The sequence below is a fragment of the Pseudomonas sp. LBUM1641 genome (genome assembly GCF_059716235.1).
Genome location: NZ_CP166815.1, coordinates 1,416,413 through 1,433,011 on the forward strand (window position 1 = coordinate 1,416,413; position 16,599 = coordinate 1,433,011).

At 59.9% G+C, this 16,599-nt stretch carries 16 protein-coding genes; 10 read left to right on the forward strand and 6 right to left on the reverse strand.

Annotation, left to right across the window (positions count from 1 at the left end):
* Positions 1-6: 6 nt before the first annotated feature.
* The 3 genes from ACA046_RS06380 to ACA046_RS06390 all read right to left on the reverse strand — a co-directional run bounded on the left by ACA046_RS06380 (position 7) and on the right by ACA046_RS06390 (position 4,018).
* Entirely contained in the window at positions 7-2,805 is a 2,799-nt protein-coding gene (locus ACA046_RS06380) for a dermonecrotic toxin domain-containing protein (protein WP_497676116.1), read from the reverse strand.
* A complete protein-coding gene (locus ACA046_RS06385; RefSeq protein ID WP_497676117.1) occupies positions 2,699-3,052 on the reverse strand; it encodes a dermonecrotic toxin domain-containing protein in 354 nt (117 codons plus the stop codon). Before ACA046_RS06385 ends, ACA046_RS06380 begins: the two co-directional genes overlap by 107 nt.
* Before the next feature lie 69 nt (positions 3,053-3,121).
* Positions 3,122-4,018, reverse strand: coding sequence for a LysR substrate-binding domain-containing protein (locus ACA046_RS06390; protein WP_459026495.1), 897 nt, complete (start codon positions 4,016-4,018; stop codon positions 3,122-3,124).
* A 109-nt stretch (positions 4,019-4,127) separates the two neighbouring features.
* On the opposite strand from ACA046_RS06390, the gene ACA046_RS06395 reads away from it, so the two are divergent.
* The 8 genes from ACA046_RS06395 to rpoS all read left to right on the forward strand — a co-directional run bounded on the left by ACA046_RS06395 (position 4,128) and on the right by rpoS (position 11,249).
* A complete protein-coding gene (locus ACA046_RS06395) occupies positions 4,128-5,240 on the forward strand; it encodes an S-(hydroxymethyl)glutathione dehydrogenase/class III alcohol dehydrogenase (RefSeq protein ID WP_076015815.1) in 1,113 nt (370 codons plus the stop codon).
* Between the two features lie 8 nt (positions 5,241-5,248).
* A complete protein-coding gene (gene fghA, locus ACA046_RS06400; RefSeq protein WP_497676118.1) occupies positions 5,249-6,094 on the forward strand; it encodes an S-formylglutathione hydrolase in 846 nt (281 codons plus the stop codon).
* Positions 6,095-6,148: 54 nt separating this feature from the next.
* A complete protein-coding gene (gene ispF, locus ACA046_RS06405; protein ID WP_010176739.1) occupies positions 6,149-6,622 on the forward strand; it encodes a 2-C-methyl-D-erythritol 2,4-cyclodiphosphate synthase in 474 nt (157 codons plus the stop codon).
* On the forward strand, positions 6,619-7,677 hold the full coding sequence (gene truD / locus ACA046_RS06410) for a tRNA pseudouridine(13) synthase TruD (RefSeq protein WP_497676119.1): 1,059 nt from the start codon (positions 6,619-6,621) through the stop codon (positions 7,675-7,677). Before ispF ends, truD begins: the two co-directional genes overlap by 4 nt.
* Entirely contained in the window at positions 7,665-8,414 is a 750-nt protein-coding gene (gene surE / locus ACA046_RS06415) for a 5'/3'-nucleotidase SurE (RefSeq protein ID WP_459026501.1), read from the forward strand. The genes truD and surE overlap by 13 nt, the downstream gene beginning before the upstream one ends.
* A 41-nt stretch (positions 8,415-8,455) precedes the next feature.
* A complete protein-coding gene (locus tag ACA046_RS06420) occupies positions 8,456-9,091 on the forward strand; it encodes a protein-L-isoaspartate(D-aspartate) O-methyltransferase (RefSeq protein ID WP_010176736.1) in 636 nt (211 codons plus the stop codon).
* 210 nt (positions 9,092-9,301) lie between these two features.
* Complete coding sequence (locus ACA046_RS06425) at positions 9,302-10,138, forward strand: peptidoglycan DD-metalloendopeptidase family protein (RefSeq protein ID WP_076015811.1); 837 nt, start codon at positions 9,302-9,304, stop codon at positions 10,136-10,138.
* Positions 10,139-10,244: 106 nt separating this feature from the next.
* Positions 10,245-11,249, forward strand: a complete 1,005-nt coding sequence (gene rpoS, locus ACA046_RS06430; protein WP_063032880.1) for an RNA polymerase sigma factor RpoS — start codon at positions 10,245-10,247, stop codon at positions 11,247-11,249.
* 205 nt (positions 11,250-11,454) lie between these two features.
* On the opposite strand, the gene ACA046_RS06435 is transcribed toward rpoS, so the two are convergent.
* Positions 11,455-11,664: a cold-shock protein gene (locus tag ACA046_RS06435; RefSeq protein ID WP_002554837.1), complete on the reverse strand. Its 210-nt coding sequence runs from the start codon at positions 11,662-11,664 to the stop codon at positions 11,455-11,457.
* Positions 11,665-12,042: 378 nt separating this feature from the next.
* Here ACA046_RS06435 and dcd point away from each other — a divergent pair, with 378 nt between their 5' ends.
* Together dcd and ACA046_RS06445 are read left to right on the forward strand one after the other, a co-directional pair.
* Entirely contained in the window at positions 12,043-12,609 is a 567-nt protein-coding gene (gene dcd / locus ACA046_RS06440; RefSeq protein ID WP_003219273.1) for a dCTP deaminase, read from the forward strand.
* A gap of 107 nt (positions 12,610-12,716) precedes the next feature.
* Positions 12,717-12,920 carry a hypothetical protein gene (locus tag ACA046_RS06445; protein WP_003219272.1) on the forward strand — a complete coding sequence of 68 codons (204 nt, stop codon included), beginning with the start codon at positions 12,717-12,719 and terminating at the stop codon, positions 12,918-12,920.
* A gap of 31 nt (positions 12,921-12,951) precedes the next feature.
* On the opposite strand, the gene pdeM is transcribed toward ACA046_RS06445, so the two are convergent.
* Together pdeM and ACA046_RS06455 are read right to left on the reverse strand one after the other, a co-directional pair.
* Positions 12,952-13,608 (reverse strand): ligase-associated DNA damage response endonuclease PdeM, encoded by a 657-nt coding sequence (gene pdeM, locus ACA046_RS06450; RefSeq protein WP_497676120.1) that lies wholly within the window; start codon positions 13,606-13,608, stop codon positions 12,952-12,954.
* Complete coding sequence (locus ACA046_RS06455; protein WP_497676121.1) at positions 13,608-16,085, reverse strand: ligase-associated DNA damage response DEXH box helicase; 2,478 nt, start codon at positions 16,083-16,085, stop codon at positions 13,608-13,610. Before ACA046_RS06455 ends, pdeM begins: the two co-directional genes overlap by 1 nt.
* Positions 16,086-16,599 lie beyond the last annotated feature (514 nt).

The window sequence follows — 16,599 nt, forward strand, 5'->3', positions numbered from 1 at the left end:
TGACGTTCAGCCAGTCACCTGTTCAAGCCCGATCGGGGCTTTGAACTCATCCACCAGCGCCTGAATGCTGTCGAACGGTTTACCGTCCACGGCCCAGCCGGGCGCGCTGATGGAGTACCGGCTGCCCTGCTGATCGATCCTGAAATGGCGTACGTCTCCTCTGCGTGAACGGTAGTGAAGGTGTGTCTGAGTTGTGGCGGTGGCCGAGGTGAGCATGAATTGGCCCGGCTTGGTCAACTGCGTCTGCGGCGTTTTGGCCTGGGGCTGGACGGGGGCGGGCACCGGATGCGACGAGTGCTGCAAGGTGGCGCGGTCAACACGCAGTACCAGATTGGCCTTGACCGTTCCCTCGCCTTTGCCAATGCCCAGGCTCGCGGTACGCCCGGTGTCCACTTCGATGCCCAGGTGCCCGCCAGCGGCTGCGTCTTCGATGCGCAGGCCGATGCTGCCGGTGAGTTCGGCAATGCCGGGAATGCCTTTGTAGGCATTGGTGTGGCTGTCACCCACCAACGCGACCCATTTGCCTGGGCGCGGTTCGGTGGTTTGCACCCATTGAATCACCTCGGTGGCATAGTAGTTCAACATCCGCTGGCGCAAGTTGTCGGCGGTGTCCGGCAGGTCGCGGAGCATGTAGCTGACGGTGCAGTCGATGGGCTGGATCTTGATCCCGGCGTCACGGGCCTTGGTGACGATATTGACGAAAGAGTAATGCCGGTGGCGCAAGGACGGGTAAATGTTGTTGAGAAAACCTTTGAGCTCCTCGGGCATCAACGCACTTCGGGAGCGGTAGAACGCCTTGAGCAAGGGTATGTGTACATCCGTCAGCAGATGCTCGAAATAAATACGTTTGACGCCTTGGCTGGCCAGCAACTGCATGTTGTCGATCAGGAATGCCTTGCTTGACAGCGCTCCGTGGTTTTCGCCGATCACCAGGCCATCGCTGGCGTGCAGCAGCTTTTGAATAATGCTCGGCTGCGACTCGTTAAGGCTAAGCCGTGGAAGCATCGGTTGCATGGGTGAAAACGGCATGTTGGCAAAGAACACCTTGGCGTCTTCGGACAGCTTGGTTCTTTTCTCGAAAAACACCTTGCGGGTGTCTTTCATCGGCTGGGCGCCATGGCCCATCGGCTCAAGGTTTTCCGAAAACGAACTGGTATCGCTGAGCATCTCCGAAACGGTCTCGCGCGCCGGCGCCGGCATTTCGTAGGCACTGTATAACGTCGAGCGTTCCGGGCCGCCGAACAGTTTGTAGACGCGTTGCCAGGCATTGCGAAACGCGCCTCCGCCTGCCAGCCCCGCGTGGCGCCATTTCAAGTCAGCACTCTGAATGGCATACAGGCCGGTGGATTGCAGGGTGGCCGGTGCGTTGGGGGCTGCCAAGAACAGCTCGAAGAAGCCTGACTGATTGGGCGCCGTGTAGGTCAGGAACGGGTCTCCGTGAATCCTGATGGTCTGCAACCCGCCGGGAGTCGTCCGAGGGTTCAGGATGCGGCTCTCGGTGGTGCCTGAAGCAGATGTCTGGTTGACGGCGGTGACGCTGATCCGACCCTTATCCTGACGGGCTGCCAAGCCCAGCTTGGGGCGCAGGCTTTCGAGGCTCTTGAGGTCTTTGGCAGCGCCATGAATGACCACCGGCAACGCGTTGAGTGCGCCAAAGACAATGCGCTCCACCGCGTGAGGCTTGCCGCGGAGCAGGTCGTCGGCACCCACCACCATTTCAGTCGCGCCGGAGGTCAAAAAGCAAAACTCCGCCAGCAGCACGTTGCCCATTGCCAGTGACACGGGAATCGCCAGGATGCAGGCTTTTTCCAGGGTGTCCAGGGTGTCGGTCTTGAGCGTATCGAGGGGCGAAGTAATGCTTCGCGCCGCCATCTTTGCGAGACGCACCCTGATTTGCCGGGCGATAAACTCAAACGGGTTACTGCCCAGCGCCGGGTACATCGGGTTATTGATGTACTGTTCGGGATCCCAATAGCCATTGACGAGCAGGCTGTTGAAAAAGCCCGGGGAGATTGCCGGCTTTGGAAACATCACCATGCCCACCAAGGCTTCTTCCACGCCGCTGTAGATCAGGCCCGAGTCGACGACGTCCTCGTCGAAGTGGTTGGTCAGCGCCTTGCGTTGCGTTGCATCCTTTGCCGTTTCCACCAGCCACTTGCACATGTCTGCCGGGTTGTTGAAACCATGGAAGGGCGAGGAGTTGCCCGGTATATAGAGCAGGGTCACCTGGCTTCGGGTATCAGTGATGCTCAGGATGTCGGTGGCTTCGCTGTTGTGGATGCGCAATAACCGCAGGGACAGGTTTGGATCGGGCCGGTAGGGCGACTGGAAGTCCTCCAGAGTCAGGTTGTCATGGTCCTTGTTGATGCCGATCCCCGCCGCCCGTGCCGCCAGTTGTCTCTCTGTCACGGTCAGGGTGAATTCCTGGAACTGTTCCAGATAGGCTTTAGTGAACGCGATGCGCATCAGCGTGTTGTAATTTTCCCGATGGCTATTCCAGAACTGCGTGATCGCCTCGTCGTAGACCTGTTCGAAATCGCTTGCGTGAACGATCTGCCGAAAGGCTTTCGGTGGGATCTCCAGTTGTGTGCTGGGGCTGTAAACCTGAGGCTGGCTTTGCACGTACAGCGCCTCATAGCGCTTGGGCGGAATCCAGCCCGAGACGATGAACTCTTCGTTGAACATTGCCGGAATCCGGTTATCCATCAGGCGCGGCAGCTCGCTGACTATATTGAAATAGGGCGCCGTGGTGGAAAAATCGGTGGTATTGACCATGCCGCCAGGGGGCAGGGGGCAGGGGCGCATTGCAGATCATGGCTTCGGTCAGCGACATGGACTGGACCACAACGGCGGTGAAGGCCGTGTTGGGGTTGTCGGTGTTGTATTCGAGTGTGGCCAGGAGGGTGGTGTCCGGGTCGAACTCTACCTGGCTGAGGGGTTGTACATGCTTACGGATCAATTGGGCGGCGATTTGCGAAGGTAACGGAAAATCCGCCAGGACCTTGCGAACGAAGTGATTGATACGCTGAAGTTGCGGTCCGTTGGTTGTCATGGGCGTGCCTGGTTACTCAGTGAAAGCGGCTATTTACCGGCATCCAGGCGCTGCACGGGCGGTAGCTGTCTATCGCAGATAGACGGGATGGTTACCCAGGCCCTCCTTGAGAAAGTCCACCAGCTTTCGCACTTTTGGCGAAAGGTGGCGTTGTTGCGGGTATAGCGCCCAGACCGCGGTGTTGGGCGGTTGATGGGTTTCGAGTAACGACACCAGTGCGCCGCTGTGCAAATGCTCCAGCACGTAATAGTCCGGCAATTGGCAAAGGCCGACACCTTGCAGGGCGGCATCCAGTACTGCTTGCCCACTGTTGCAGCGCCAGTTTCCCTGCACACGCTGGGAAAATTCGCGCCCATCCTGGGCCAGTTGCCAAATATCCGAGCTGCCGATCAGGCAGTTATGCCGACTTAATTCCGACAAGCTATGTGGCCGGCCGTACCTGGCCAGGTAGGACGGTGACGCGCACAGGTACATCCGCCGTGGCGCGAGGCGGCTGGCAACCATGCGCGAATCCGATAGGCGCCCGAGGCGAATCGCCAGGTCCAGGCCTTCGTGGACGAGGTCCAATGGACGATTCGTGAGTTCGACATCCACGCGCAATTGCGGATAAACCCCCATGAAGCGCGTGACCAGCGGCACGATAAACCGCTCGCCATAAGCCACCGCGCACGTCATGCGCAACATCCCCTTGGGCTCGCTGGCCAGGTCGCCCACGGCGCGCAAGGCTTCTTCGCGACCGTCCTGCAAACGCTGGCAATGTTGCAGGAAGGTCTGGCCGGCTTCGGTCAGCGTCACCTTGCGCGTGCTGCGATACAGCAACCGCGTTTGCAGCCGCTCTTCCAGCCGCGCCACCTGACGGCTGATATGGGACGACGACACGCCCAGGCGTTCGGCGGCCGCGGTGAATTGGCTGCACTCGGCCACGGCGACGAACTCGTCGATGCCTTCCCAACGGTTTTCCAGCATGCTGATTATCCCTGTACGGCAATAATGTTTTGCTTTTGTCTGGATTATTCATCAGATGAGCATGTTTTACACTGTCGGTCTTACGTTTTTAACCCGATGGAGAAACCGGATGATCAAGTCCCGCGCGGCCGTAGCCTTCGAAGCCAAGAAACCCCTCGAGATCGTTGAAGTGGATGTGGCCATGCCCAAGGCCGGCGAGGTGCTGTTGCGGGTGGTTGCTTCCGGCGTGTGCCATACCGATGCCTATACCCTGTCGGGTGCGGACCCGGAAGGCATCTTCCCGTCGATCCTCGGCCACGAAGGCGGCGCTGTGGTTGAAGCCATCGGCGAAGGCGTGACCTCGGTGGCGGTGGGCGACCACGTGATCCCGCTGTACACCCCGGAGTGCGGCAAGTGCAAATTCTGCCTGTCGGGCAAGACCAATCTCTGCCAGGCGATTCGCGCCACCCAGGGCAAAGGCCTGATGCCCGACGGTACTTCGCGCTTTTCCTACAAGGGCCAGCCGATTTTCCACTACATGGGTACCTCCACCTTCTCCGAATACACCGTGCTGCCGGAAATCTCCGTAGCGAAGATTCCTAAAGAAGCGCCGCTGGAAAAAGTCTGCCTGCTGGGCTGTGGCGTCACCACCGGTATCGGTGCAGTGATCAACACCGCCAAGGTCAAGCCGGGCGACACCGTGGCCATCTTCGGCCTGGGCGGCATCGGCCTGTCGGCGGTGATTGGTGCGGTGAAAGCCAAGGCCGGTCGCATCATTGCCGTCGACATCAACCCGGCCAAGTTTGAAATCGCCAAGCAACTGGGCGCTACCGACTGCATCAACCCGAAAGACTACGACCGCCCGATTCAGGACGTGATCGTCGATTTGACCGATGGCGGCGTCGACTTTTCCTTCGAGTGCATTGGCAATGTCCAACTGATGCGTGCGGCCCTTGAGTGCTGCCACAAAGGTTGGGGCGAGTCGGTGATCATCGGCGTGGCCGGTGCCGGCCAGGAAATTGCTACCCGTCCGTTCCAACTGGTCACCGGCCGCGTCTGGCGCGGTTCGGCATTTGGTGGGGTGCGGGGTCGCAGCGAATTGCCAAGCTACGTGGAAATGGCCCAGACCGGCGAAATCCCGCTGGATACCTTCATCACCCACACCATGGGCCTGGAAGATATCAACAAGGCGTTTGACCTGATGCATGAAGGCAAGAGCATCCGCACCGTCATTCACTTCTGAGGTCGGCCATGAGTCTGGAAAACCTGTCGTGCCAGAAAAGCTTCGGCGGCTGGCATAAACGCTACAAGCATCATTCCGACGTGCTGGGTTGCGACATGACCTTCGCCGTGTACCTGCCGCCGCAAGCGGAGCTGGGCGGCAAGTTGCCGGTGCTTTACTGGCTGTCGGGGCTGACCTGTACCGATGAGAACTTCATGCAGAAGGCCGGCGCCCAGCGCATGGCGGCCGAGCTGGGGTTGATCATCGTTGCGCCGGACACCAGCCCACGCGGCCCCGGTGTGCCGGGTGACCCGGACAACGCCTGGGACTTTGGCCTGGGCGCCGGCTTCTACCTGAACGCTACGCAGGAACCCTGGGCCCAGCACTATCGGATGCATGACTACGTGGTGCAGGAATTGCCGGCATTGGTCGAGGCGCATTTCCCGGCGTCGGCCAAGCGCGGGATCAGCGGCCACTCCATGGGTGGTCACGGCGCACTGGTGTGTGCCTTGCGCAACCCGGGGCGTTATCATTCGGTGTCGGCGTTCTCGCCGATCAACAATCCGATGGATTGCCCTTGGGGCCAGAAGGCGTTCTCCCGCTACCTCGGGGAAGAACGCTCGAAGTGGCGCGAATGGGATGCCTGCGTGTTGATCAGCGAAGCCTCGGAAAAGCTGCCGCTGCTGGTGGACCAGGGCGATCGCGATGATTTCCTGGCCGTGCAGCTCAAGCCTGAAGCCTTGCAGCAAGCGGCCAAGGCGGCCAACCATCCGCTGGAGCTGCGCCTGCAACCGGGCTATGACCACAGCTACTTCTTTATCGCCAGCTTCATCGAAGACCATTTACGCCATCACGCGAGCGCTTTGCTCGGTTAATGTGAAGCAAAAGTAGGTAGAATCACGCCCTGAATTAAATCGGGGCGTTTTTTTATGCGTATTGGCCACGGCTATGATGTGCACCGTTTCGCCGAAGGCGATTTCATCACCCTGGGCGGCGTGCGGATCGCGCACCACCATGGGTTGCTGGCTCACTCTGACGGCGACGTTGTGCTGCATGCCTTGAGCGATGCCTTGCTCGGCGCCGCGGCATTGGGCGACATCGGCAAGCACTTTCCGGACACCGACCCTACCTTCAAGGGCGCGGACAGCCGCGTGCTGTTGCGTCACGTGGTCGGTTTGATCCACGCCAAGGGCTGGAAGGTCGGCAACGTCGACAACACCATCGTCGCCCAGGCGCCAAAGATGGCCCCGCATATCGAATCGATGCGCGCGCTGATTGCCGCGGATCTTCAAGTTGAGTTGGATCAAGTGAACGTAAAAGCCACCACCACCGAAAAGCTCGGGTTTACCGGTCGCGAAGAGGGCATTGCGGTGCACTCCGTTGCCTTGTTGCTGCGCGCATGAATGATCTGCAACTGCTGGGTCCGCGTGCCTATGGAGAAGCCTTGGGCAGCGCTGTTCTGAAGGCCACCGCTGAAGATTTCCAGGTGGATGAAGTGCTGGATATCCCGCTGACCGGCGAGGGTGAACACCTGTGGTTGTGGGTGGAAAAGCGCGGTCTGAATACCGAAGAAGCGGCACGCCGGATTGCCAAGGCGGCGGGCGTACCGTTGCGCACCGTCAGCTACGCCGGGCTCAAGGACCGCCAGGCGCTGACGCGCCAGTGGTTCAGCGTGCAGTTGCCGGGCAAGGCTGATCCGGACCTCAGCGGGGCGGAAAACGAAACCCTGAAGATCCTCAAGGTCGGCCGCCACAAGCGCAAGCTGCAGCGCGGCGCGCATTCGGCCAACGGCTTTACCTTGCGCCTGACCCAGTTTGCCGGCGATGCGGCGGCCATCGACGCGCGCCTGCAACTGATCGCCAAGCAAGGCATCCCCAACTATTTCGGCGCCCAGCGTTTCGGTCATAACGGCGGCAACGTCGTCGATGCCCGCGACTGGGCCGCGCGCAAGGCCTTGCCGGAGCAACGCAACGTGCGTTCGCGGCTGCTCTCCACGGCGCGTAGCTTCTTGTTCAATAAAGTGCTGGCGGCGCGGGTGGCCGACGGTTCCTGGCAGCGCGCCCAGGTCGGCGATTTGTTGGCGTTTACCGACAGTCGCAGTTTTTTTCCGGCGGGGGAGGCTGAATGCAGCGACCCACGCCTGGCGATTCTCGACTTGCATCCCACCGGCCCACAGTGGGGCGAAGGTGATTCGCCGGCGTCTGGGGCAACCTTCGCTCTGGAACAGGCGATCGCCGAGGGTGAACCCGACCTGCGGGATTGGCTGGTGAATGCCGGCATGAGCCAGGAACGTCGCATTCTTCGACTGCCCATTGGCGGGTTGACGTGGCATTATCCCGAACCTGACATTCTGCAATTGGAATTCGTCCTGCCGGCTGGATGCTTCGCCACTGTCTTGGTGCGCGAGCTTGTAGATCTGGTGCCGGTGGGGCAGACGGACAGCCCATGCGTATTCTGATATCTAACGACGACGGGGTCACCGCACCCGGCCTTGCCGCGCTTCATGCTGCGCTGGCAGATTACGCCGAGTGCGTGGTGGTTGCCCCGGACCAGGACAAAAGCGGCGCCAGCAGTTCGCTGACGCTCGACCGTCCGTTGCACACACAGACGTTGCCCAACGGCTTTATCAGCGTGAACGGCACGCCGACCGACTGCGTGCACCTGGCGATCAACAGCTTGCTTGTCGAGGAGCCGGACCTGGTGGTTTCCGGGATCAACCTGGGGGCCAACCTGGGCGATGACGTGTTGTATTCCGGTACCGTGGCGGCGGCCCTTGAGGGGCGCTTCCTGGGCCGGACCTCGTTCGCGTTTTCGCTGGCGTCGCGTCAGTTGGACAACCTGGAGACAGCGGCCTTTTTCGCCCGCAAGCTGGTGGAGGCCCATCACAGCCTGGATTTGCCGCCGCGTACGGTGCTGAACGTCAATTTCCCGAACCTGCCTTTTGAGCATATTCGCGGCTTCAAGCTGACCCGCCTGGGCCATCGCTCGCGCGCCGCGTCACCGCTGAAGGTAGTGGACCCGCGTGGCAAGGAAGGTTACTGGATTGCCGCTGCCGGCGATGCCGAAGACGGCGGCGAAGGCACGGACTTTCATGCGGTGATGCAAGGTTATATTTCGATTACTCCGTTGCAGCTTGATCGCACCTTCAGTGATGCCTTCAGTAGTCTCGATGGCTGGCTGGAGGGTGTGCTCTGATGGCGCGCGAACAAGACGACCTGCTGCGCCGGGGCATCGGGATGACCTCCCAGCGCACCCGCGAGCGATTGATCCAGCGGCTGTATGAAGAAGGGCTGTCCAACGCCCAGGTCCTGGAAGTCATCCGGCGTACCCCGCGGCATCTGTTTGTCGATGAAGCCTTGGCGCACCGTGCCTATGAAGACACGGCGCTGCCCATCGGTCACAACCAGACCATCTCCCAGCCTTATATGGTGGCGCGGATGAGTGAGTTGCTGTTGGCGGCGGGCCCGTTGGACAAGGTGCTGGAAATCGGCACCGGCTCCGGCTACCAGACGGCCGTGTTGTCGCAGCTGGTTGAACGGGTGTTTTCCGTCGAGCGCATCAAGGTGTTGCAAGACCGGGCCAAGGAACGCCTGGTGGAGTTGAATCTGCGCAACGTGGTGTTCCGTTGGGGCGATGGTTGGGAAGGTTGGCCGGCGCTGGCGCCGTACAACGGCATTATCGTCACTGCGGTGGCGACCGACGTGCCCCAGGCGTTGCTTGACCAACTGGCTCCGGGCGGGCGCCTGGTGATCCCGGTGGGCTCCGGCGAAGTGCAACAATTGATGTTGATCATTCGCGAGGAAGAAGGCTTTTCCCGGCATGTGCTCGGCGCCGTGCGTTTTGTCCCGTTGCTTAACGGCCCGCTGGCCTGATCAATTATTCCTGGGTACTGAATTCTATTGCCGGGTATGTGTCTTACAGCGGGGTCTATTGAGTCAACGTGATCCGCCGTGGGAATTAAACATGATGAAAATTTCTTTAGAATCGTGTTTCCAGTAAAAACCCAACGGCCAGTTATACTTGCGTCATATTTCAAGCCTGATACAGGCGTTCATAGTCAGCCACCACAAAGGGAGCGGCGGGTGAGTCTCACGGTCATTGCACAGCGTATGAGTCAAACAAGCTTTCAGCGACTGGTGATTGGCCTTGTCTTGAGTTCCTTGCTGGCGGCTTGTTCAAGCACGCCATCCGGTGGTGCACGGGTGGTCGACCGCAATAATGCGGTGCCGCAAAAACCTACCGTTACTACCGGGCAATATGTCGTTCGCAAGGGCGATACGATGTTCTCGATCGCTTTCCGTTATGGATGGGATTACAAGGCGCTTGCAGCCCGTAACAATATTCCTGTGCCCTATACGATACATCCAGGTCAGACCATTCGTTTCGATGGGCGTACCGGTTCAACACCGACCGCTGTCGTCACAAACACGGCTTCTTCGCCATCGTCGTCGAGCAGAACCACAATCATCACCCGGCCTGCAGGCACCGCCGCGCCTGGCGTTGCGAGCAAGCCGGCCCCTGCGCCGATGCCGCCTGCAGGGCCTGCGCCTACCGGTTGGGGATGGCCGTCAAATGGCATTCTTATTGGAAAATTCTCTTCAAACGGTAGTTTGAATAAAGGCATTGATATCGCCGGAGATTTGGGACAGCCTGTTTTAGCTGCGTCTGATGGGACAGTGGTGTACGCCGGGAGTGGTTTACGGGGCTACGGCGAGCTGGTCATCATCAAACACAGCGATACCTACGTCAGTGCTTACGGTCACAACCGCAGGCTGTTGGTTCGGGAGGGGCAGCAGGTCAAGGTCGGACAGACAATTGCCGAGATGGGGTCAACTGGTACAGACCGGGTGAAACTGCACTTTGAGATTCGCCGCCAAGGGAAGCCTGTTGATCCGCTGCAATTCCTTCCCCGTCGTTGATGTGTTGCACAGCCTGTTCCCTCGCGTAGAAGGAACAGGCTCCAGCGTTGCCAAGGATAAAGGCGTCGCTTGAGCTTGAGGTCGAACTCACCAAAGGACTATAACAATGGCTCTCAGTAAAGAAGCGCCGGAGTTTGACATCGACGATGAGGTTCTCCTTATGGAGACCGGCATTGCTACGGAATCGATGTCGAATGAGGGACCTGCTGTACCTTCAGTTCGCACCAAATCCAAGAACTCCACCGCGTTAAAGCAACACAAGTACATTGATTACACACGGGCGCTCGACGCGACCCAGCTGTACCTCAATGAAATCGGCTTTTCCCCTCTGCTCACTCCCGAAGAAGAAGTCTTTTTTGCGCGCTTGTCGCAAAAGGGCGATCCGGCTGGGCGCAAGCGCATGATTGAAAGCAACCTGCGGCTGGTGGTGAAAATCGCCCGACGCTACGTCAATCGCGGGCTGTCCCTGTTGGACTTGATCGAGGAAGGCAATCTCGGCTTGATCCGGGCGGTGGAGAAGTTTGACCCTGAGCGGGGTTTTCGCTTTTCAACCTACGCCACCTGGTGGATTCGTCAGACCATCGAACGGGCGATCATGAATCAAACCCGCACGATCCGGTTGCCGATCCATGTGGTCAAAGAGCTCAACGTCTACCTTCGGGCAGCGCGTGAGCTGACACAAAAACTCGATCATGAACCTTCGCCTGAAGAAATCGCCAACCTGCTGGAGAAACCGGTGGGAGAGGTCAAGCGCATGCTCGGTCTCAATGAGCGGGTGTCTTCAGTCGATGTCTCGCTGGGTCCGGATTCGGATAAAACCCTGCTGGACACCCTGACTGATGATCGTCCTACGGACCCTTGTGAGCTGCTGCAGGACGACGATCTGTCGCAAAGCATCGACCAGTGGCTTTCGGAGCTGACGGACAAACAGCGTGAGGTGGTAATTCGCCGCTTCGGGCTGCGCGGCCACGAAAGCAGCACCCTGGAGGATGTTGGCCTGGAGATCGGCTTGACCCGTGAGCGGGTGCGGCAGATCCAGGTAGAGGGTCTCAAGCGCTTGCGCGAGATCCTGGAGAAGAATGGCTTGTCGAGTGAGTCGTTGTTCCAGTAAACGACGCAGGACGAAATGTGGGAGCGGGCTTGCTCGCGAATATGGTGTTTCAGTCAGCTTATCTGGCGACTGATTCACCGCTTTCGCGAGCAAGCCCGCTCCCACATTTTTTTGTGCATGGAGTTACATCGTGTGATTGGCAAATCCCGGGCACAAAAAAAGCCCCGCTTTTAAGGGCGGGGCTTTTCGACTAAATCAGTACAAGTTAGATAACTTGAACTTCTTCAGCTTGCATGCCTTTCTGACCGCGGGTAGCGATGAAAGAGACCTGTTGGCCTTCTTTCAGGCTTTTGAAGCCGTCGGATTGGATAGCTTTGAAGTGAACGAACAGGTCGTCACCGGATTGTGGAGTGATGAAGCCGAAGCCTTTTTCATCGTTGAACCACTTAACGGTACCAGTTTGGCGATTAGACATGGTGTATCTCCTTGGACAAAGTTAACTGCGACTCAGGAAAAGCCCTGGCCGAGACTGAGTGCAAAGAGCAGGAAAAATTCTTGGAGATGGTTGGATCGAAATTCAACATATCGTGTAGAGATTCTCAGTGACACAAGCAGCACAGTGGCGCCACCTTAACCCTTTTTCAGGAACGTGCCAATGGTATTTCCGAAGGTTTCTCTATTTTCGTGACTGGCGGCAGCCGGATACCGCACCAATACCCCGCAATTGAAGGTGCGTCCCGCCCAGCAGGGACGGCGCGGCAGCAAGAAAAACAGCCGGCCCTTTGAACCACGGAGCCAGCCCCGGTAAGATGCCCAACAGAATTTTTTCACCTCGCTATTCAGGACACCCGCCATGAGCATCAAATCGGACAAGTGGATTCGCCGCATGGCGCAAGAGCACGGCATGATCGAGCCCTTCGTGGAGCGCCAGATGCGCGGCGAAGGCGCTGAGCGGCTGATTTCGTTCGGGGTTTCCAGCTACGGCTACGACGTACGCTGCGCCGATGAGTTCAAGGTGTTCACCAACATCAACTCTGCGACCGTCGATCCAAAAAACTTCGACGAAAAAAGCTTCGTCGACGTCAAGAGCGACGTTTGCATCATCCCGCCAAACTCCTTTGCTCTGGCGCGCACTGTCGAGTTCTTCCGTATCCCGCGTAACGTCCTGACTATCTGCCTGGGCAAAAGCACCTACGCGCGCTGCGGCATCATCGTCAACGTGACGCCGCTGGAGCCGGAATGGGAAGGGCACGTGACCCTGGAGTTCTCCAACACCACCACGCTGCCGGCAAAAATCTACGCCAACGAAGGTGTGGCACAGATGCTGTTCTTTGAATCCGACGAAGAGTGCGAAGTGTCCTATAAGGACCGTGGCGGCAAGTATCAGGGCCAGCGCGGCGTCACTCTCCCACGCACCTGATCGAATCGTCTTACAGGCTAAGGGAATTTGTCAGCGGGCATGCACTCTATTGAGTGTACTGCCCCGACGCGTGCACAACGCGCCGGACCACGCTTGAGGAGTCCCCTATGAAGCTCGATCCGCGAATCAGCGCCGAACTCGCCCGGCTTGAACCCAACCAGATTGGTGTCATGGCCTGGTCTTTGATGGCCGATCCCGCCGCAGGCGGCATTCCAGGCCAGCCCGGCCCGGATGATCCCTGGCCCAACCAGCCTGAAGAGCCTGGTGAACCCACTCTCCCTGACGAACCGCCTCCCGCCCCTGTGGCCTGATTTCCCGCACTTGTCGCCAATGGTCAGTTGCTCAACGCACTGGCCATACTTCATGGTCTCCGATCACAAAGATCCGGCTCTCTTCATCCTGCGTCACTGGATACCCACCGGTAAACGCGCCGAAGGCCGGTAACAGGCTGACTTGAGTGCCGAGCCGAAAGCACGGCAGGCGCAAGCTTTGCCGGCCTTTGCCCCGCAGGCGATACACCGGATGCACGTGCCCCGCTAAAACATGGTGGCTGGCATGGGCGTCGGGCTCGTGCTGTAACGCAAACGGGCCCATCAGCAGGGGTTCGGTCACCACCTCAATGTTCAGATCAACCGGTGGGTCGCCAGCGCGCTTGTCGTGGTTGCCGCGAATCAGTGTGAGCGCTAGAGCTGGATGGCGCTCGCGCCAGGCTCTCAGAGCGTTCAGGGTGCCGCTGGCGTGGGAGCCGGGCCCGTGGAGAAAGTCGCCGAGAAAGATCACCTGCGAGCATGGGAAAGCCGCCAGCAGCCGGTCCAGGCGCTGAAGGTTGTCCGTCGTCGTGCCCTGGGGCACCGGCTGGCCCAGGCTGCGATAGGCCGACGCCTTGCCAAAATGCGCATCGGCGATCAGCAGGCAGCGCTTGACTGGCCAGTACACGGCCTTGTCCGCCATCAACCACAGCTCCTCCTCTGCCAGATGTATCGGATAATGAGCGGGCATCAGGGCTTCCCGTTATCGGCGACTTTTTCCAGATCCTTGACGATCCGCGCAATCCGCTCCGAGAGTTTTTCCGAGCTCAGGCTTTCCCGAAAGCGCTCCACCAGCAGCGGAAAGGCCAGTGGCGTAGGTCGTTTGATTCGATGCAGGTCCAGTTTCAACTCTGACAAGTGACGCAATGTCTCTTCCAATCGACGAATATCCAACTCTTCCCGCAGGACTTCTTCGCCGGCCTGGGTCAGTAGCAGGTTCTGCGGGTCATATTGCTTGAACACTTCAAAGAACAAACCGCTGGAAGCCTGAACCTGACGCGTACTTTTCGGCGCACCGGGATAGCCGGCAAACACCAGCCCGGCTATCCGCGCGATCTCGCGAAAGCGCCGCAGGGCCAGCTCACCGGCGTTCAGGCTCGCTATCACGTCATCCAGCAGATGATCCGCACTCAGCAACTCCTCGCTTAATAACTCAGGCCAATCCACCTCGGTCGCGCTCAGCAGTTCCAGCCCGTAGTCATTCACCGCAATCGAGAATGTCACCGCCTGCTGCCGGCTAACCCGCCAGGCCAGTAGGCTCGCTAGCCCCAGATGCACTTGGCGCCCGGCGAACGGATACAGAAACAGGTGCCAGCCTTCCCGTGACTTGAGGGCCTCGGCCAGCAAATGCTCGCGGGTCGGCAGCCCGGACCAGCGCAACTGGGTGTTCAGCAACGGTTGCACTGCCTGCATCTCCGGCCCGAGGAATTGACCGTGGGCGGCGGCATCAAAGCGCTCGACCACCGCTTGGGCCAGCTCGTTGGAAAGCGGCATGCGCCCGCCGTTCCAGCGCGGTACGGCAGCCTTTTTCGCGGTACTGCGCCGAACATAAGCGGTCATGTTTTCCACCCGCACCAACTCCAGCAGGCGCCCGGCGAACAGAAAACCATCCCCCGGTTTGAGCCGTGCAATAAAGCCTTCCTCGACACTGCCGAGAGTCTTGCCACCGCCGCCCTTGCTCCAGAATTTCAGCTGGATGCTGGCGTCGCTGACGATCGTCCCCACGCTCATGCGATGGCGCCGCGCCAGCCGTGCATCGGGCACGCGCCAGACGCCATGCTCGTCCGGCTCGACCCGGCGGTAATCCGGGTAGGCCGTCAGCGACAGACCGCCATGGCGCACAAAACCCAGGGCCCAGGCCCAATCTGCGTCGCTCAGGTCACGGTAGGCCCAGGCGCTACGAACTTCCTCCAGCAACTCATCTGGCACAAAGCCGCCGCCCAGCGCCATGCTCACCAGATGCTGCACCAGCACATCCAATGGCTTGTGGGGCGACTGCCGGGCCTCGATACGCCGTTCAGCGATGGCGTCTTGTGCGGCAGCGGCTTCCACCAGCTCCAGGCTGTGGGTCGGCACCAGCGTGACCCGCGACGGCCTGCCCGGCGCATGGCCGGAACGCCCGGCGCGCTGCATCAGACGCGCCACGCCCTTGGCCGAGCCAATTTGCAGCACCCTTTCCACCGGCAGGAAGTCCACCCCCAGGTCCAGGCTCGAAGTACACACCACGGCCTTCAGTTGCCCCTCCTTCAGGGCGCGTTCCACCCAATCCCGGGTTTCGCGGGACAGCGAGCCGTGGTGCAAGGCAATCAACCCGGCCCAGTCGGGACGAGCATCGAGCAAGGCTTGGTACCAGATTTCCGATTGTGCCCGCGTATTGGTAAACACCAGGCAACTGCTGCTGGCTTCCACCTCGGCCACCACCTGCGGGAGCATTTTCAGGCCGATATGGCCGGCCCATGGGAAACGCTCGATAACCGGGGGCAACAGGGTGTCCACCAGTAATTTCTTGGTCGTTTGACCCTGCACGTTGATCCCGCCACCCTGTGGGATCAACACCTCCAGCGCGTGGGCCTGATTACCCAGGGTTGCGGAAATGCCCCACACAATCAGCTCTGGATGCCATTGTCGCAGGCGGGCGAGGGCCAGTTGCAGTTGTACGCCGCGTTTGTTGCCGATCAGTTCGTGCCATTCATCCACGACCACCATGCGCAGCTTTGACAGGCTGGTTTGGCTGTCGGCACGGGCCAGCATCAGCGTGAGGCTTTCCGGGGTGGTGATCAGGGTGGTGGGCAGGCGACGGCTCTGGCGGGCGCGCTCGCTGCTGCTGGTGTCACCGGTGCGCAGGCCGACGGTCCAGGGGATGTTCAGGGATTCCAGCGGGGCTTCAAGGGCGCGGGCGGTGTCTGCGGCCAGGGCACGCATTGGAGTGATCCACAGGACTGTCAGCGGTTCGGCTGGGGCTTTGCGTTTGCGGGGAGTGTCTTCGGTGATGGCGAAGCGGTGGAGGGCGGCGAACCACAGTGCGTAGGTTTTCCCAGCGCCGGTGCTGGCGTGGAGCAGTCCTGATTGGCCTTCCTTGACGGCCTTCCATACCTGTTTCTGGAAGGCGAATGGGTTCCAGTTTTTGGCGGTGAACCAGTCTTTGGCGAAATTGCGGGATCTGGCCATGCTTGGGGCTCTGGGGGGGTACTTCAGAGACCTGTGGGGTGGGGGAAAGGTTTAACTGCGATTGCTGGGGGGGTGGGGTGTATATCCGTTATTTAGGTAACGGCCGCCTAGGGTTCCGCTCTTACAGCGGGTCACTTTTGGCAAACGCCCGGAATGCCGGCCCAGCCAAAAGTAACCAAAAGGTCTTTGCCCCACCACTCGGTGCCTCGCTTAGGCTCGGCATGCCCGCACTCCGGCCCGATTCCGCGGGCCGCCGCGACGGGCCATCCATGGCCCGGCGCGGCTAAATCGGCTTCCCTGCCGATTTACCCGCTCCACCGTGCCTACTTGCGGCCATCGTGGTTGACGGGGCCCGCAGATCAAGATCAAAAGCAGATCAAAAGCAGAGCACAGCGGCCTACAGGCCGGCTTGAGTGTGGTGAAGCAGAGGCAAGATCCAGAGCGAAAGCAGGGCTGCTTTTCTGTGGGAGCGGGCTTGCTCGCGAAAAACCTGAGACCGCCGCGTTCATCCAGA

Bases quoted from the DNA above. Each gene is read 5' to 3' on its own strand.
- ACA046_RS06390 (WP_459026495.1), bottom strand. From the start codon at position 4,018: ATGCTGGAAAACCGTTGGGAAGGCATCGACGAGTTCGTCGCCGTGGCC.
- ACA046_RS06435 (WP_002554837.1), bottom strand. From the start codon at position 11,664: ATGTCTAATCGCCAAACTGGTACCGTTAAGTGGTTCAACGATGAAAAA.
- ispF (WP_010176739.1), top strand. From the start codon at position 6,149: ATGCGTATTGGCCACGGCTATGATGTGCACCGTTTCGCCGAAGGCGAT.
- surE (WP_459026501.1), top strand. From the start codon at position 7,665: ATGCGTATTCTGATATCTAACGACGACGGGGTCACCGCACCCGGCCTT.
- ACA046_RS06380 (WP_497676116.1), bottom strand. From the start codon at position 2,805: ATGCGCCCCTGCCCCCTGCCCCCTGGCGGCATGGTCAATACCACCGAT.
- ACA046_RS06445 (WP_003219272.1), top strand. From the start codon at position 12,717: ATGAAGCTCGATCCGCGAATCAGCGCCGAACTCGCCCGGCTTGAACCC.
- ACA046_RS06455 (WP_497676121.1), bottom strand. From the start codon at position 16,085: ATGGCCAGATCCCGCAATTTCGCCAAAGACTGGTTCACCGCCAAAAAC.
- ACA046_RS06385 (WP_497676117.1), bottom strand. From the start codon at position 3,052: ATGACAACCAACGGACCGCAACTTCAGCGTATCAATCACTTCGTTCGC.
- ACA046_RS06420 (WP_010176736.1), top strand. From the start codon at position 8,456: ATGACCTCCCAGCGCACCCGCGAGCGATTGATCCAGCGGCTGTATGAA.
- pdeM (WP_497676120.1), bottom strand. From the start codon at position 13,608: ATGCCCGCTCATTATCCGATACATCTGGCAGAGGAGGAGCTGTGGTTG.
- rpoS (WP_063032880.1), top strand. From the start codon at position 10,245: ATGGCTCTCAGTAAAGAAGCGCCGGAGTTTGACATCGACGATGAGGTT.
- dcd (WP_003219273.1), top strand. From the start codon at position 12,043: ATGAGCATCAAATCGGACAAGTGGATTCGCCGCATGGCGCAAGAGCAC.
- truD (WP_497676119.1), top strand. From the start codon at position 6,619: ATGAATGATCTGCAACTGCTGGGTCCGCGTGCCTATGGAGAAGCCTTG.
- fghA (WP_497676118.1), top strand. From the start codon at position 5,249: ATGAGTCTGGAAAACCTGTCGTGCCAGAAAAGCTTCGGCGGCTGGCAT.
- ACA046_RS06395 (WP_076015815.1), top strand. From the start codon at position 4,128: ATGATCAAGTCCCGCGCGGCCGTAGCCTTCGAAGCCAAGAAACCCCTC.